Source organism: Amycolatopsis alba DSM 44262 (genome assembly GCF_000384215.1).
GTDB lineage: Bacteria > Actinomycetota > Actinomycetes > Mycobacteriales > Pseudonocardiaceae > Amycolatopsis > Amycolatopsis alba.
This window is the reverse complement of the sequence record NZ_KB913032.1, coordinates 6,915,411-6,932,056: the sequence shown is the minus strand read 5'-3', so window position 1 is coordinate 6,932,056 and position 16,646 is coordinate 6,915,411. Positions and strand designations below refer to the sequence as shown.

Here is a 16,646-nt window from a genome sequence, read left to right as displayed (position 1 = left end):
AAGGCGGCTCATGGACACCCGACGCGACCCCCGTGCCGAATTGCTGCGGCGACGGCTGCGAGGCTCCGGCACTCCGGAAGCGGGCGGCGGGATCGTCCCAGTGCCACGGGACCGGCCGCTGCCGCTGTCGTTCGCGCAGCGCGGGTTGTGGTTGCTCGACCAGACCAGGCCTGGCGGCGCCGACTACCTGATGCCGGTGCGGTTGCGGCTGCGCGGCGAGGTGAACGAACCGGCATTGCGCCGGGCACTGGACGAGGTCGTCGCCAGACACGAGGTGTTGCGCACCCGGTACCTGGCCGACGGTTCCGGTGGCGAGCCCGTGCAGGTGGTCGACGAGCCGGGCCCGGTGCCCTTCGAACGACTCGACCTCGCAGACCGGCCGGAGTCACTCGAAGGTGTGCTGGCCGACGCCGGTGCCCGCCCGCTCGACCTGTCCGGGGAATGGGCGCTGCGGGTTTTGCTGATCCGACTGTCCGATGTGGATCACGTGCTCCTCCTGTCCGTGCACCACATCGCGTCGGACGGCCTGTCCGAGTCGATCCTGCTGTCCGAATTGGACGAACTCTACGCGGCGTTCGCCACCGGACGTCCGTCTCCGCTCGAACCGCTCACCGTGCAGTACGGCGACTTCTCCGTCTGGCAGCGGGATCGTCTCACCGGCGGCCGTCTCACCGAGAAGATCGAGTACTGGCGCAAGCAACTGGACGGGATCACCCCGCTCGAGCTGCCCGCCGATCGGCCGCGGGGGCCGGTCCGCGACAGCGCGGGCGCCACCGTGCCGGTGTTCGTGCCCGGTCCGACGGCCGAAGCCCTGGCCCGCCTCGGCCGGGAACACGGCGCGACGTCGTACATGGTGCTGCTCGCGGCCTTCCAGGTGCTGCTGAGCCGCTACAGCGGGCAGACCGACGTGGTCGTGGGCAGCCCGGTCGCCGGGCGCGAGCAGGACCGGACCGAAGGGCTGGTCGGGATGTTCGTCACCATGATCGCCCTGCGTGCCGACCTGTCCGCGGATCTGTCCTTCACGGAGTTCCTGTCACGGGTGCGGGCGACCGCGCTCGACGCGTACACCCATCAGGACACGCCCTTCGACCTGGTCGTCGACCAGCTCGCGGGGGAGCGCGACCCGTCCCGGACCCCGCTGTTCCAGGTGGTGTTCCAGCTCGGTGACGAAGGCACGCCACAGCACCTGCCCGGACTCGGTGCCGAACAGGAATCCCCTGGCTGGGACGTGGCGAAGTACGACCTGGACCTTACGCTTGCCACCCGGCCGGACGGCTCGATCACCGGGCGCCTCGGGTACGCCACTGCCCTGTTCGACGCCGAGACGGCGCGCCGCCTGTCCGGTCACTTCGTTCGCCTGCTGGAGAGCATCGCCACCGAGCCGACCGGCCGCGTCCACGGGCTGGCCATGTTGACCGGCGAAGAGCGCGAAGGGTTGCTGGCCGCCGGGAACAGCCCGGACTTGACCTTCCCGGTCGACGAAAGCCTCACCGACGTGTTCGCGGCCAGGCTCGCCGACAACCCCGGCGCCGTCGCCGTGAGCTGTGATGGCGAGCAGCTGACCTACGCCGAGCTCAACGCGCGGGCCAACCGGCTCGCCCACTGGCTCCGGTCGCTCGGATCGGCGCCAGGACGGCTGGTCGGCGTCTCCCTCGACCGGGGGCTCGACCTCGTGGTCGCCCTGCTGGGCGTGCTGAAATCCGGTGCGGGCTACGTGCCTCTCGACCCGGCCCTGCCCGCCGGGCGCCTGGCGATGATGCGGGCCGACGCCGAGGTCGGCATCGTGGTCAGCCGCGGCAAGCTGGCCGGATGGCTCACGGACGAACCGGTCACCGCGGTACTGCTCGACCAGCCCGGTCCCGAGTGGCCGGAGACGGACCCGGAGCGCTTGGCGGGACCGGGTGACGTGGCGTACGTGATCTACACGTCCGGGTCCACCGGACGGCCGAAAGGCGTTCCGGTCACTCACGCGAACGTCCTGCGGCTGCTGCGTTCGTGCGCCGTCGATTTCGCCTTCGGCCCGTCCGACGTCTGGACCCTGTTCCACTCGTACGCTTTCGACTTCTCGGTGTGGGAGCTGTGGGGCGCGTTGCTGCACGGCGGGCGTGTCGTCGTCGTGCCGTTCGAGATTTCCCGGTCCCCGTGGGACTTTCTCGACCTGCTGATCACCGAGGGCGTCACCGTGCTGAACCAGACCCCGTCGGCCTTCCGGCGGCTGGTCGACGCGGTCGCCGAGGCGGAGACCTCGCCGGAGTCGCTGGCGCTGCGTGCCGTGGTGTTCGGCGGTGAGGCTCTCGACGTGGCCGACGTGGCGCCGTGGTTCGCCCGCTTCGGCGACGAACGGCCCGCCTTGGTCAACATGTACGGGATCACCGAGACGACCGTGCACGTGACCTACCGCAGACTGCGCGCCGAGGACACCACGGCCGGTCCGCGCAGCCCCATCGGCAGGCCGCTGCCCGACCTGCGCGTGTACCTGCTCGACGGCAACCTCGAACCCGTGCCGGTCGGGGTGCCCGGTGAGCTCTACGTGTCCGGGCCGGGCCTCGCGCTCGGTTACCTCGGCCATCCGGCACTGACGGCCGACCGGTTCGGTCCCGATCCATACACGCCGCGTCCGGGCGCCCGGATGTACCGCACCGGCGATCTCGCCAGCCGTACTCCCGACGGCGATCTGGAGTTCGCGGGCCGGGCCGACGACCAGGTGAAGATCCGCGGCCACCGGATCGAGCCGGGCGAGGTCGAGTCGGCCCTCGCGGGGCACGCGTCGGTGTCACGCGCCGTGGTGCTCGCCCGCCGCGGTCCGGGAGAAGCGGAGCACCGCCTCATCGCCTACGCCGTGCCGGTCGCCGGCCGCCGGCTCGCCGCGGCGGAGTTGCGTGACCATCTGAGCGGGCTGCTGCCTGCCTACATGGTGCCTGCGGCGTTCGTGCCCTTGGATCGCTTCCCCTTGACCTCCAACGGAAAGATCGACCGTGGCGCGCTGCCCGAACCGGCGGTGGACCACGCGACGCCCACCGGCCCGGTCTCTCCCCGCGACCCCGCGGAGCGCGCTATGGCCGAAGTGTGGGGTACCGCGCTCGGTGTCGGCTCGGTCGGTGTGCACGACAACTTCTTCGCACTGGGCGGTGACTCGATCCGGGCCATCCAGGTGGTGGGCCTGCTGCGCAAACGCGGCCTCCCGGTGACCGTGCAGGATCTGCTGCTGCATCAGACCGTCGAGAGCCTGACCCGCTTCACCGGCACGGCGGCCGGTCCGGTGGAGGACCGGCGGGTCGCCCCGTTCGAGCTGATCGGGGAAACCGACCGGAAGATGCTGCCGGAGGACCTCGCCGACGCCTATCCGATGTCCATGGGCCAGACCGCGATGGTCTACGAAATGGTGGCGGACAAAGAGGTCAGCCTCTACCACAACATCACGTTGTTCCCGATCGTGGACGACGCCCCGTTCTCGCTGTCCGCGCTGCGGGAAGCGGCGGTGCTTCTGGTGCGGCGGCACGAGATCCTGCGGACCAGCTTCGATCTGACCACCTATCGGGTGCCCATGCAGCTCGTGCACCGGACCGCCCCGATGGACGTCGGTCACGACGACCTGCGCGAGATCGCCGAGGCGCGGGTGGAGGAGATACTGGCGGCGTTCGTCGCCGATGCCCGCCGCAGTCCCCTCGACGTCACGAGTGCGCCGCTGGTCCGTTTCCACGTGCACCAGACCGCCGAGCGCCGCTGGACGCTGTCGTTCATCGAGTGCCACGCGGTCCTCGACGGTTGGAGTCACCACTCGCTGCTCGAAGAGCTCTTGGACACCTACCGCAGCCTCCGGGACGGGCTCGCGCCGACGTTCCCCGAGCAGGCGCCGGTGCGGTTCGCCGACTTCATCGCGCACGAGAAGCGCTCCCTTGAGTCCACTGTGGACAGAGAGTTCTGGCGCGATCGGCTGGACCGCTTCGACCCGGTCACCCTGCCGCCAGGGTGGGCGTCGGCGCCGAGCGCGGACGGGCTGCCCCATCAGATCAGCGTGCGGTACGCCGATCTGGAACCCAGGTTGCGCGCGCTGGCCGCCGTCGCGGGCGCTTCGCTGAAGACCGTGCTGTTCGCCGCGCACCTCAAGGTGCTGAGCACGATCAGCGGGTCGAACCGGTTCCACACCGGGCTGGTGCACAACGGCAGGCTGGAGGAACCGGGCGGCGAGCTCGCCAGGGGAATGCACCTCAACCCGCTGCCGGTGTGCGTCGACCTGACCGCGAAGACCTGGACCGGGCTCGTCCGGCAGGTGTTCGCCGAGGAGGTCGCGGTCTGGCCGCACCGGCGGTTCCCGCTCGGTGAGCTGCAGCGGCACTGGGGTTCCGGCCGTCCGCTGGTGGACATTTCGTTCGCTTACCTGGACTTCCACGTCTTCGACACCCAGCGGGTGGAGACGGCGAAGATCGTGGACGAGAGCTACAACGGGTTCGGTGTCGACGTCTGGAGCTTCCCCGGCGTCCTGCACTTCCGGGCGCAGGCCGACCGGATCAGCCCGGACCAGGTGGACGCGCTCGCCCCGATGTACCGGCGGGTGCTCGAAGCCATGGCCGCCGATCCGGACGGCCTGGTTCGTGGCGCCGCGCTCGCCCCGGCCGAGATCGACCGGCTGATGTCGTTCGCGGACGGGCCGGTGGCCGAGTACCCGGACGCATGCGTGCACGAACTGTTCGAACGTCAGGTCGCGCGCACCCCGGACGCGACCGCGTTGCGCTGCGCTGACGGGACCACGGTCACCTACGCCGCGCTCAACGCCCGCGCGAACAAGCTGGCACGTCATCTGCGCGAGCGGGGCGCGGGCCCGGAAACCGTGGTCGGCGTGCTGCTGCGCCGCGGTCCGGAGCTGGTCACCGCGGTGCTGGCGGTCCTCAAATCCGGCGCGGCCTATCTGCCGCTCGATCCTGCACACCCGGAGAAACGGCTGGCCACGGTGCTGACCGAGGCGGGCGCGACCACCGTGGTCACCGAATCCGCCCTGGCCGACCGGGTGCCCGGCACCGCGGCGATCCTGGTCGGAGACCCGGCCATCGACACCCACCAGGACGACGATCCGGACCAGAGCGCGACGCCGTCGACACTCGCGTACGTCATCTACACATCCGGTTCGACGGGGACTCCGAAGGGAGTCATGGTCGAGCACCGGAACCTGGTCAACTACCTGTGCTGGCGCGCCGGTTCGGCGAGCTCCCCGCTGTACTCCTCGATGGCCTTCGACCTGCCGGTGACCTCAGTGTTCCCGGCGCTGCTGTCCGGCGGGACGGTCACCCTCACCCCGGACGACGACACCCCGGCGATCGAGGCGCTGGTCTCGGTGCTGTCGGAGGGCGGCTTCGATCTGGTCAAGCTCACGCCGTCGCATCTGGTGGCGCTCAGCCAGATGCTGCCCGCCGAGGCGTTCGCCGGCGCGGCGTCCCGGCTCGTCGTGGGCGGCGAGGAGCTGACCAGGGACATGCTCACCGCCTGGCGCCGGCATGCCCCGGACGTCCTGGTGGACAACGAATACGGACCGACCGAGGCCACCGTCGGCTGCACTTCGCAGGTGAGCAGGGTCGCCGACCTCGAGGCGGGGCCGGTGCCGATCGGCAGGCCGGGCCCGAACACCGTGCTGCGCGTGCTGGACGCCGACCTCGAGCCGGTTCCGGTCGGCGTGCTCGGCGAGCTGTACATCGGCGGCGCCCAGCTCGCCCGCGGTTATCGCGGCCGTCCCGGCCTGACCGCCGAACGGTTCGTGCCGGACCCGTATTCCGACGGCGGGCGGCTGTACCGCACCGGTGACCTGGCCAGGTACCGGCCCGACGGCGTGCTGGAGTTCGCCGGGCGGGCGGACGATCAGGTGAAGATCCGCGGCTACCGGGTCGAGCTGGGTGAGGTGGAAGCGGTGCTGCGAGCGCATGCCGAGCTGCGTGACGTGGCCGTGCGCGCCCGCCGGACCGCCCGCGGCGACCAGGAACTGGTCGCGTACCTCGTACCCGCCCACGAAGGACTGGATCCGGCCGGTCTGCCCGGTCTGCTGGCCGGTGCCGTGCCGGACTACCTGATCCCGTCCGCGTGGGTGGTGCTGGAAGAACTGCCCACCACCCCCAGCGGCAAGCTCGACACCAAGGCCCTGCCCGAACCGACGGCCACCGCCCGTGCCGCGCTGGCGCCGCGGACCGCGGTGGAGAACATCATCGCCACCGCGCTGGCCAAGGGCCTGGGCATCGATCACGTGGGAGTGGACGTCCCGTTCAGCGATCTGGGCCTGCACTCGCTGCTGATCATCCGGGTGCTGGTCGAGCTCCGCGAAGAGCACGGCCTGCCGGTCGAGCTGCGGGACTTCTACGAGCATCGCACGGTGATCGACCTGGCCACGGCGGTGGACCCGGCGAGCAAGGGCGGCTTCCCGCCCACCGAGGTGGCGGCGCTGGAATCGGCCGCGGGCTGGGCGCGGCAAGCCGTCGTCTGGCTGCGGCGCACGGGATCGAAGCCGCCGCTGTTCTGCATGTACCCTGGCGGCGGCCTGTGGTATGTGCGGCTGGCCGAGCACATCAGCGCCGACCGCCCGGTGGCCGCGCTGGAATGGCCCGGCCTGCACCGGGACACGCCGTCGCCGCAGAGCATCGCGAGTGTGGCCGCGCTGTTCGTGGAGCAGCTCCGCGCGGTGCACCCGGAGGGCCCGTATCACCTGCTCGGCTGGTGCGGCGGGGGACTGGTGACCGGCGAGATGGCCCGCATCCTGCACCGCGACGGCGACCGGCTCACGCTGATGCTGCTCGACCCGGCGCAGGACTTCTACAAGCGGGAGAACATGTGGGAGGAGACCGCCATGTTCGTCCGTGGCGAGAAGCTCCTGGAAGAGCTGAACTCCACGACCGATGCCGACGAACTCGCCGAGATCCGGCGCCAGTTCGCCGAGGTGCTCGACTACATCATCGACGAAGGAACCAAGGAACCGCCGGTGCCCGGCGACCCGTTCTGGCCGCGCCGGATCCGGGTGTGGCGGGAGCTGACCCAGGCGATGCTCGGGTACCGCCAGCGTCCGTATCCCGGCCGGACCCATCTGCTGGTGGGTGACGAGCTGGCCGAGGGCCTGCACGAGACCAACTTCGGGCAGAGCTACGCGCAGTACCGGGACCGTTGGGTCAAACTGGCGCCGGGCGGGCTCAAGATCCACCGCGTCGGTGGCGACCACATGGGCGTGCTGCGACCGCCGCACGTGTCCGGCCTTGCCGGTCTGCTGACCACGCTGATGGAGACCACCGAGGAGGCGTCGCCGTGACCACGCTCGCGGGGATCGACCTCGACCAGGCCACGATCCCGGACCTGCGGCGCGCGATGGACTCCGGTCAGCTGACCTCGGCCGAGCTGACGGCGTTCTATCTCGACCGGATCCGCCTGCTCGACCCGCGGCTGCATTCGGTCATCACGACCAACCCGGACGCGCCGCGGCTCGCGGCCGCGAGCGACGATCGCCGCCGGGCGCGTGGTCTTCTGGACGGCATCCCGGTGCTGATCAAGGACAACATCGACACCGCGGACCGGCAGCGGACGACGGCTGGGTCGTTCGCGCTGGCCGGGGCGCGTCCGGCCGCCGACGCCCATCTGGTCGAGCGGCTCCGCGAGGCCGGGGCGGTGATCCTCGGCAAGACGAACCTTTCGGAGTGGGCGAACTTCCGTGACCGCCGCTCGTCGAGTGGCTGGAGCGCGGTCGGCGGGCAGACCGCCAACCCCTACGTTCTCGACCGCAACACCTGCGGCTCGTCGAGCGGCTCCAGCGCGGCGATCGCCGCGAACCTGGCCACCGTCGCGGTCGGCACCGAGACCAACGGCTCGATCGTCAGCGCGGCGGGCGGGAACGGGGTCGTCGGCGTCAAACCGAGCATCGGACTGGTGAGCCGCCACGGCCTCGTGCCGATCTCCGCGGTGCAGGACACCGCCGGCCCCGTGGCCCGCAACGTGACGGACGCGGCCGTCCTGCTGGCTGTGCTCAACGGCCCGGACGCCCGCGACCCGTCCACCGACGGCAGCCCGGCCCGGCCGGACTATCTGCAGTTCCTGGACCCCTGCGCGGTGCGAGGCAAGAGGATCGGTGTCTGGGACGCGACCGGCGGCACCAGCCCGGAAACCGTGGCGGTGTTCGCCCAAGCCGTGGAGCGGCTGGCGTCCCTTGGCGCGATCACGGTCGAGGTGACGATCCCCGGACTGGACGTGGTGGGCCGCTCCGAACTGCCGTCGATGCTGTACGAGTTCAAGCACGGCATCAACGCCTACCTGGCGGCGACCCCCGGTGATCATCCCGCAGACCTGGCAGGGCTGATCGAGTTCAACAAGTCCAACGCGGACACCGAGATGGGCCATTTCGGACAGGAGCTGTTCGAAGAAGCCCAGGCCACGAGCGGTGACCTGACCGATCCGGACTACCTGCGCCTGCGCGCGGAGGCGACCGGAGCAGCACGGCGCGGGCTGGACGACACGCTCCGCGAGCACCGGCTGGACGCGATCGTGGCGCCGACGAACGGCCCGGCGTGGAGGACCACGCTGGGCAAGGGCGACGACTACCGATTCGGCTCGTCCGCGCCCGCCGCGGTGTCCGGCTACACGAACGTGACCGTCCCCATGGCGTTCGTCGGCCCGCTGCCGGTCGGCCTCTCGATCATGGCGGGCCGGTACAGCGAGCCGACGGTACTGGCGCTGGCGTACGCGTTCGAGCAGGCCACACGGGTGAGGAGGCCGCCGGAGTTCCTGCCGACGAGCTGAGCCCGCCGGTCAGATCAGCCCCGCGCGGACCGCGTGGGCGACCGCGTGGGCACGGTTGCGCACCTGAAGCCGCGCCATCAGTTCGTAGATGACGTTCTTCACGGTGTGCTCCGAACAGGACAGCTTCCGTGCGATGTCGGCGTTGCCGTGTCCGTCCGCCATCAGGGTGAGCACCGTGAGCTGCCGCTCGGTCAAGGGCGCGACCGGATGGACCCCGATGGGCAGGGACAGTTCGGCGCCACCGCTGAGCAACCGGACAAGCAGCCCGTAGGGCAGCCGGCTTTCCCCGTGCACGGCCGAGTGCACGGCGGCGCTGAACTGGGCAGGAGTCGTTTCGGGAGTCTGCAGCAGGATTCGTGCTCCGGCCCGGAAGGCGCGGAGGACACCGGCCGGGCTGAGCGTGTCCGCGGCGACGATCAGCCGATCTCCCGCCGCGCGGAGGGTGGCGGGACAGGCTGTCAACGCCTCGTCGATCGTGCCGCCGGCGGCTACCACCACGGTGTCCGCCGCGGCCGCGACGAGGATCTCCGCCTGTCTCAGCTTCGCGACCACGGCCTCCCGGACGAGCGCGCCTGCCGCGTAGACCTGCACGCTGATCACAGCAGCCTCGCCCGTAGTGCGTAGGCCACGGCGTGGGCCCGGTTGCGCAGCCTGAACCGCTGGGTGATGTCGTGCACGACGGCCGTCACGGTGCGCGCCGAGTAGGACAGCCGCCGGGCGATCTCGTCGGTTTCGTAGCCCTCGGCGACGAGGCGCAGCACGGCGTGCTCGCGTTCGTTGAGCCCGCCGCGGGCCCAGGCCTGCGGCGCGGTGGGTGTCTGGTTCTCCATGCCCTGTTCGAGTACCCGGTCGATCAGGTCCGGTGGCATGGTGCAGTCGCCGACGACGGCGGCGAGCACCGCGCGGGAAAGCCGGTTCGCGCTGGCCTCTCGGCGGCGCAGCAGGCCGTGCGCGCCCGCCGCGATCGCGTGCAGCGCCTCGCCCGGCGACAGTTCGGTGGCCAGCAGCACGATCTCCGGGCGGTGCGGCTGGTTCCGGATGGAGTGCACCACGTCGAGCACCTTGTCGTCCACGAGGTCGACGACCACGACCGTCGCGTCCGATTCCTCGCCGTTCGTCACCACGGTGAGTTCCGGGCTGCCGTTGAGTGTGCAGCCGATACCCGCTTCGAGTACCGGATCGGCCGCGTCCACACTCACCCTTGCGGGCTCTCCCATCCTTTTCCCCTTCCCCGTACAACCGCCGCCCATTTTCATCGGGTAGGCGGCCGGTTGTCTTCCTCACTAAGCATGAAATCGAGATTTTCCGCAACGATTCATTGCTCACTTCGCGTGAATTTCACCGTAGTCACGACGCCGTTCGGGGACGCAGGGACAAACGCGCAGCCGGTGCCCGTGCGGATGTTGCCGCTCTTTCCCTGCCATGCCAAGGCCTCCGGCACCAGGCTGAGTCGAGCACACTTCGGAGGTTGTCATGGCCGAACCAGCGCGCCGCCACTTGATCTCCATCAATGATCTCGACGACGAAGACCTGCGATGGATCGTCGGTCGCGGAGTCGAGTACGCACTCGGCCACCGGACGGACGAACGACCGTTACGCGATTCGGTCGCGGGTATTTTGTTTCGTAAAACCTCGACCAGAACGCGGACGTCATTCTCCGCCGGCGCACTCCGGCTCGGCGCCAAGCTGATCAATTACGGTCCCGGTGATCTTCAGGAGAACACCGGCGAGACCATCGAGGACACCGCCGCCGTGTTGTCGAAGATGCTCGACATGCTCGTGGTGCGGACATCAGGCGGCGAGGCCGAGCTTCGTGCCTATGCCGTGAGCAGGCGGATGGCCGTGATCAACGCGATGTGCGCGGACGAGCACCCCACTCAGGCTCTGGCCGACCTCACCACGCTCACCCAGCGGTTCGGCCGGGTCGAAGGGTTGCGCGTGCTCTACGTCGGCGAGGGCAACAACACCGCTTCGGCGTTGGCTCTGGCGTTGTCCCGCTACACCGACACGGCTCTCTACCTGCGCACGCCGACGGGCTATGGCCTCGAACAACGGTTTCTGGACCGGGCCGAACTCAACGCCAAGCGCAATGGCGCACTGGTGGAGGAGCGGCACGACATGGCCGCGCTCCCGGTCGTCGACGCCGTCTATACCACGAGGTGGCAGACCACCGGAACGGTCAAACACACCGAGGACTGGCGCGAAGTGTTCGCCCCGTTCCACGTCGACGAGGCAGTGATGGCCGCGTCCGGCGCGAAAGTGTTCCTCCACGACCTTCCCGCGCACCGCGGGGAGGAGGTCGCCGCGGAGGTCCTCGACGGACCGGCGAGTCTCGCGTTCACCCTGGCGGAGAACAAGTACCACAGCGCACGGGCCGTACTCGAATGGTGCGCGGGTCCGGTGCGCGATGCCTGAAGACGTCCTGCTGCCGGGTGGCGAATGGCGGCTGTGGAGGGAGTTCGCCCTGCGTGGCCCCGGCTTCCCCGCCGCCGGCGTGCTGCGACTGGCGCCGTTCGGGCTCGCCGAGGCGGCGGACGGACTCGCCAACAGGACAGGCCCCGAGTGGACCGCGTTCGAGGAATTGTTCGCCGGAGCGATGGTGGACAACGTCAAGGAATTGCAGGAGATCGCCGCGTTGCCGGATTTCCAGGCCGCGGTGGCGTGGCAGAATCCCGCCCTTCTGCAGCGCGGGATCGGCTTGTTCCTGGCGTGGGACCCCTCGGTGGACGGGCGCACCAGCAAGCGGCGCGAACGCGAGGAGCTGGTCGCGCACTACTGGCAGCGGTTCTGCGTGAAGAACGACACGATCGGTTTCTTCGGGCCGGTGGGCTGGGGCCGCTGGGACGAGTCGGCCGACGGGGTCGTCGTCGAACCGGGCTCCGGCCTGGTCGCCGAGTCGAACGTCTATTTCTCGAGCTGGGCGGTGGACGCGGTCGCGCGCACGGTCGGCGCCGATCCTCGGCTGCGGACCTGGATCGCGCCACGCCGAGTGTCGTTCGTCCGGGTCACCGGGGACGTGGCGCGGATGCCAGGACGGCGTCCGGACCGGCTTCACCCGCAGGAGCGGGAGGTGCTCGCGCGCTGCGACGGAACCCGCCGTCCAGCGGAGATCGCGGCACAGCTCGGACAGGAAACGACCGAAGAGATCGTGATGTCCATTTTGGACGAATTGCGACGGCGGCGGCTGATCGTGTGGCGGCTGGAGGTGCCGACCTGCGCGTATCCCGAACAATACCTGCGGTCGGTTCTGGAGCGGGTCACGGACCCGGAACTGCGGCGGGACGGGTTGTCCAAAGTGGCGGTCCTCGAACACGGGAGAGACCGGATCAAGGCGGCGGGCGCCGACGCCACCGCCTTGTCCGCGGCGTTCACCGCGCTGGAGAACGAGTTCGAGGCGCTGACCGAGGTCGCGGCGCAACGCGCCAAGGGCACGCGCACCGCACCGTGCCGGGCCCTGATCTACGCCGACTGCCGCCGGTCCGCCACGGTCCGGATCGGCGCCGCGATCCGCGACGAGCTGACTCCGCTGGCCCTGTGCCTCACCGCCGCCCGCTGGATGACGGGCCGGTTCGCGCGAGCCGTCGGGGACCGGATCCGGCAGGCGTACGACCGCTTGCGCGAACAGGACGGGAGCGTGGACCTCGCGTCGTTGTGGATGGAGTGCCTGCCCGCCCCGCACGGCGGTTCGATCGCCGACATCGACCGCATCCAGGACGAGCTGCGAGAACGCTGGGCACGGATCCTGGGGGTATCCGTGGACAGCCGCCGCGTCCGTCTGTCCAGTGTGGACATCGCGGACCGGGTCCGGGAGGAGTTCGGGGAAACCGGTCCGAGCTGGCCGCAAGCCCGTTACGTCAGCCCGGACGTCCTGGTCGTGGCCGACGACGCCGACGAGGTCGCGCGAGGGAACTTCGAGCTGGTCCTCGGCGAGCTGCACGTCGCGATGAACACCGCCAGTACGTCGTTGTGGGTGATGCAGCATCCGGACGCCCGGCGGCTGTTCGCCGAGACCGCGGTCGACTTCCCCGGTCCGCGTCTGCTGCCGATGCTGCCGAAGGAACAGCCGCCGCGATGGTCGGCGCGCAGCCGGATCTCGCTGGACCGGCCTGAGGACTACTACGTGGCCCTGGTCGACCACACGGTCGATCCGGAACGGGGACGGACGGCGCTCAGCGCCGACGTCCTGGTGGAAGAACGGGACGACCGGCTGGTGGCCGTGCTGCCCGACGGCGCGGAGTTCGACCTGCTCGACGTGTTCAGCAACGCGATGACCAACCGGGTCATGGACCGGTTCGCTTTGCGCCCCCGCGCCGGCCATTCGCCACGGGTGACGGTGGACAAGCTGGTGGTGGCGCGGGAGTCGTGGTCGGTTCCGGTGGAATCCCTGGATTTCGTCTCCGAGAAGTCGGAGGCGCGGCGGTTCGTGCTGGCTCGCCGGTGGCGTGACGCGTTGGGACTTCCCAGGTTTGTGTTCGTGGTTTCGCCGGGGGAGCCTCGTCCGTTCTATGTGGATTTCGACGCCCCGGTATTCGTGAACATCTTCGCGAAGGCGGTGCGGCGGCTGGCGCGTCAGGATCCGGACGGCCGGTTGTCGATCACCGAAATGCTGCCCTCACCGGAGCAGGCGTGGCTGACCGACGACAAGGGGAATCGGTACACCTCCGAACTACGCTTCGTCGCGGTCGACCAGTCCGTCCGATGACCGTCGAAGCACCCCCGCTCGGCGCGGCGGACGTGGTGACGGCGGCGAGGCGGACCGCGGGCCGGATCCGGCACACGCCGCTGCTGGCGCCGGACGGCCTGCCAGGGATCCTGCTCAAGGCCGAACATCTGCAGCATGGTGGCTCGTTCAAGACCCGCGGCGCCGCGAACGCGATGCTCGACCTGGCCACCACCCACGTCGTGACCGGCTCGTCGGGCAATCACGGGATCGCGGTCGCCCGGCTCGGCGCCGAGCTGGGGGTCGAGGTGACGGTCGTCGTCGCCGGTGGCGCGGCCGCCGTCAAAGCGGCCACCATCGGCAGGCTCGGCGCACGGGTGATCGAGGTGCCAGGAGGGGTGGCTGACCGGGATCGGTACGCACGCGAGCACGCGGCCCGCACCGGCGCGGCGTTCGTGCCGTCCTCGGATCACCGGTCGGTGGTCGCCGGAGCGGGCACGGTCGGGCTGGAAGTGTTCGACGCCGTCCCGGACCTCGACGTGATCTTCGTGCCGACCGGCGGTGGTGGCCTGCTGGCGGGCGTGTGCCTGGCCGCCGAGGGACTGCGCGGAACACCCCGGATCGTCGGCGTGGAGCCGGCGACGGCCCGGCGCTACGCCCGTTCACTGGCGGCCGGATGCCCGGTCGAGCTGCCGCCGTCCCGCACGGTGGCCGACGGGCTCCGCGGTCAGCGGCCGGGCGAGATCCCGTTCCCGATCATCCAGCGCCGGGTCGACGAGCTGATCGAGGTGACCGACGAAGAGATCCTGGCGGCGATGGAACTGCTGCGTCGCGACGGGGTCGAGGCCGAACCGAGTGGGAGCGTCGCCCTCGCCGGTGCCCTGCGGACGCGGTTCACCGGCCGTGCCGTCGCCATCGTGTCCGGTGGGAACACCCCGCGGCGCTGCCGCGCCGATGTCCGCTAGCCCGAGGAGCGTTGCCGACATGGTCTGGTTGAGCGGAAAATGGCGGCTGTGGGACCAGTTCGCGGTGCGGGGCGCGGGTTTCCCCGCGGCGGGCGTGCTGAGGCTCGCGGAGGAAGGACTCGCGGCGGCCGCGGACCGGCTCGACGCGGGGCTGTCCGGGGCCGCGTGGGACGTGTTCGAGAAACAGTTCGCGACGACGGCCGTGGAAACGGCCGTCGAGCTCCAGTCGATCGCGTCCTCGCCGGGTTTCCGGGACGCGGTCGAGTGGCAGAACTCCACCATCTGGCGAACCGGTGTCGAGTCCTTCCTCGCGTGGAAGCCGTCGGTGGCGGGCCGGACCAGCAAACCCCGGCAGCGTGAAGAGCTGGTCGCGCAGTACTGGCAGCGGTTCTGCGTGAAGAACGACACGATCGGTTTCTTCGGCCCGGTGGGCTGGGGCCGCTGGGCCGAGTCGGCGAACGGAGTCGAGGTCGAGCCCGGTTCCGGGCTGATCACGACGTCGAACGTCTACTTCGCCAGTTGGGCGGTCGACGCGGTGGCCCGCGCGATCGGCGACGATCCGCGGTCGCGGGACTGGGTGGCGCCCCGCCGGGTGCCCTTCGTGCGGGTGACCGGTGACCTGGCCCATCTGCCGGGCAGGCCACCCCAGGCGATTCCCGCGGAACTCCGCCCCGTTCTCGAACTGTGCGACGGACTCCGCTCGGCGCGGAAAATCCAGCAGGAGCTGGGCCCGGCGATCGACGTGGCCGCCGCCGTGACGGAACTGGTGCGGCTCAAGGTGGTCGTCTGGCGGCTGGACGTCCCGGCGAGCGCGCATCCCGAACGGTACTTGCGAACCTGGCTGGCGTCCGTCGGCGAGACCGGTCTCCGGGAGCAGTGGCTCGCCTGGCTGGACGAGCTGGAACGCGGCCGTGATCGGGTGCGGACGTCGACCTCCGCGGAGCTTCCTGGGGAACTCGCCGCGCTGGAGAGCGACTTCACGACGATGACCGGTTCGGCGGCCACTCGCGCCAAGGGCACGAACACCGCCCCGTGCCGCGGCCTGGTCTATTCCGACTGTGTCCGGGCGGCGCGGGCGCGGCTCGGCACGGACCTGCTGGCCGAGCTCGCGCCGGTCGACCTGCTACTGACCAGCGCGACCTGGTTGACCGCGCGGCTCGCCGACGCGGTACTGAGCCACGCGCGGAGGGTCCACACCGACCTGACGGCGGCCGGTACGGTCGGCCTGGCCGCGTTCTGGTTCGCGTGCATGCCGATCCTGCACGGCTCGGCGGTGACCGAGGCCGAGGCGCTCCGCCGGGAGCTGTCCGCCCGGTGGGCACGCATCCTCGACGTCCCCGAGGGAGCCCGGCGCGTCAGGTTGTCCCATGTGGACATCGCGGACCGGGTGCGGGACGAGTTCGGCGATCCGGTCCCCGGCTGGGACATGGCCCGCTACCTCAGTCCTGACGTGTTCGTCGTTCCCGGCACCGACAACGAGTGGGTGCTCGGCGAACTGCACGTCGCGTCGAACACCCTCGGTGCTTCGCTGTTCGTCAACCAGCACCCGGCGCGCGGTGAGCTGCTCGACGAGACCGCGGCCGACTTTCCCGGCCCGCGTCTGCTGCCGATGCTGCCCAAGGAACACCGGTCCCGGCTTTCCGCCCGGATCCGCTACTCGTTGGACCGGCCTGAGGACTACTACGTGGCCCTGGTCGACCACACGGTCGATCCGGAGCGCGAGCGGGCGGTGCTCAGTGCCGACGTCCTGGTGGAAGCACGCGGGGACCGGCTGGTCGCCGTATTACCGGACGGCGCGGAGTTCGACGTGCTCGACGCGTTCGGTCACGTGCTGACCACGCTGGCGATGGACCTGTTCCGGATCATGCCCGACGCGGACCATTCGCCGCGGGTGACGGTGGACAAGCTGGTGGTGGCGCGGGAGTCGTGGTCGGTTCCGGTGGAGTCCCTGGGTTTTGTGTCGGAGAAGTCGGAGGCGCGGCGGTTCGTGCTGGCTCGCCGGTGGCGTGAAGGACTGGGACTTCCGAGGTTCGTGTTCGTGGTTTCGGCGGGGGAGCCTCGTCCGTTCTATGTGGACTTCGACGCCCCGGTGTATGTGAACATCTTCGCCAAGGCCATGCGGCGGCTGGCACGGCAGGATCCGGGCGGCCGGTTGTCGATCACGGAGATGCTGCCCTCGCCCGAGCAGGCGTGGCTCACCGACGACAAAGGAAATCGGTACACCTCCGAACTGCGTTTCGTCGCCGTGCACCGCTGACCACCGGAAG

The 16,646-nt window shown here is 70.3% G+C and carries 8 protein-coding genes; 6 read left to right on the top strand and 2 right to left on the bottom strand.

From position 1 onward, the window contains the following. Positions 1 to 10: 10 nt before the first annotated feature. Both AMYAL_RS0132660 and AMYAL_RS0132655 read left to right on the top strand, forming a co-directional pair. Positions 11 to 7,276, top strand: a complete 7,266-nt coding sequence (locus tag AMYAL_RS0132660) for a non-ribosomal peptide synthetase (protein WP_020635498.1) — start codon at positions 11 to 13, stop codon at positions 7,274 to 7,276. Further along, positions 7,273 to 8,754 carry an amidase gene (locus AMYAL_RS0132655; RefSeq protein ID WP_020635497.1) on the top strand — a complete coding sequence of 494 codons (1,482 nt, stop codon included), beginning with the start codon at positions 7,273 to 7,275 and terminating at the stop codon, positions 8,752 to 8,754. Before AMYAL_RS0132660 ends, AMYAL_RS0132655 begins: the two co-directional genes overlap by 4 nt. Before the next feature lie 9 nt (positions 8,755 to 8,763). Here AMYAL_RS0132655 and AMYAL_RS0132650 read toward each other — a convergent pair whose 3' ends face one another. After that, complete coding sequence (locus tag AMYAL_RS0132650; protein WP_020635496.1) at positions 8,764 to 9,354, bottom strand: helix-turn-helix transcriptional regulator; 591 nt, start codon at positions 9,352 to 9,354, stop codon at positions 8,764 to 8,766. Continuing rightward, positions 9,351 to 9,971 (bottom strand): helix-turn-helix transcriptional regulator, encoded by a 621-nt coding sequence (locus AMYAL_RS0132645; RefSeq protein ID WP_026467638.1) that lies wholly within the window; start codon positions 9,969 to 9,971, stop codon positions 9,351 to 9,353. Before AMYAL_RS0132645 ends, AMYAL_RS0132650 begins: the two co-directional genes overlap by 4 nt. A gap of 256 nt (positions 9,972 to 10,227) precedes the next feature. Between AMYAL_RS0132645 and AMYAL_RS0132640 the strand changes: the two genes are divergently transcribed. The 4 genes from AMYAL_RS0132640 to AMYAL_RS0132625 are packed head-to-tail and all read left to right on the top strand — an operon-like array spanning position 10,228 to position 16,636. Next, positions 10,228 to 11,169: an ornithine carbamoyltransferase gene (locus tag AMYAL_RS0132640; protein ID WP_020635495.1), complete on the top strand. Its 942-nt coding sequence runs from the start codon at positions 10,228 to 10,230 to the stop codon at positions 11,167 to 11,169. Then, complete coding sequence (locus tag AMYAL_RS0132635) at positions 11,162 to 13,456, top strand: lantibiotic dehydratase (RefSeq protein ID WP_020635494.1); 2,295 nt, start codon at positions 11,162 to 11,164, stop codon at positions 13,454 to 13,456. The genes AMYAL_RS0132640 and AMYAL_RS0132635 overlap by 8 nt, the downstream gene beginning before the upstream one ends. Continuing rightward, positions 13,453 to 14,379 (top strand): threonine ammonia-lyase, encoded by a 927-nt coding sequence (locus AMYAL_RS0132630; RefSeq protein WP_020635493.1) that lies wholly within the window; start codon positions 13,453 to 13,455, stop codon positions 14,377 to 14,379. Before AMYAL_RS0132635 ends, AMYAL_RS0132630 begins: the two co-directional genes overlap by 4 nt. A gap of 19 nt (positions 14,380 to 14,398) precedes the next feature. Continuing rightward, positions 14,399 to 16,636, top strand: coding sequence for a lantibiotic dehydratase (locus AMYAL_RS0132625; protein ID WP_020635492.1), 2,238 nt, complete (start codon positions 14,399 to 14,401; stop codon positions 16,634 to 16,636). The last annotated feature ends 10 nt before the right edge of the window (positions 16,637 to 16,646 follow it).

Bases quoted from the DNA above. Each gene is read 5' to 3' on its own strand.
- AMYAL_RS0132660 (WP_020635498.1), top strand. From the start codon at position 11: ATGGACACCCGACGCGACCCCCGTGCCGAATTGCTGCGGCGACGGCTG.
- AMYAL_RS0132645 (WP_026467638.1), bottom strand. From the start codon at position 9,971: ATGGGAGAGCCCGCAAGGGTGAGTGTGGACGCGGCCGATCCGGTACTC.
- AMYAL_RS0132640 (WP_020635495.1), top strand. From the start codon at position 10,228: ATGGCCGAACCAGCGCGCCGCCACTTGATCTCCATCAATGATCTCGAC.
- AMYAL_RS0132635 (WP_020635494.1), top strand. From the start codon at position 11,162: ATGCCTGAAGACGTCCTGCTGCCGGGTGGCGAATGGCGGCTGTGGAGG.
- AMYAL_RS0132630 (WP_020635493.1), top strand. From the start codon at position 13,453: ATGACCGTCGAAGCACCCCCGCTCGGCGCGGCGGACGTGGTGACGGCG.
- AMYAL_RS0132625 (WP_020635492.1), top strand. From the start codon at position 14,399: ATGGTCTGGTTGAGCGGAAAATGGCGGCTGTGGGACCAGTTCGCGGTG.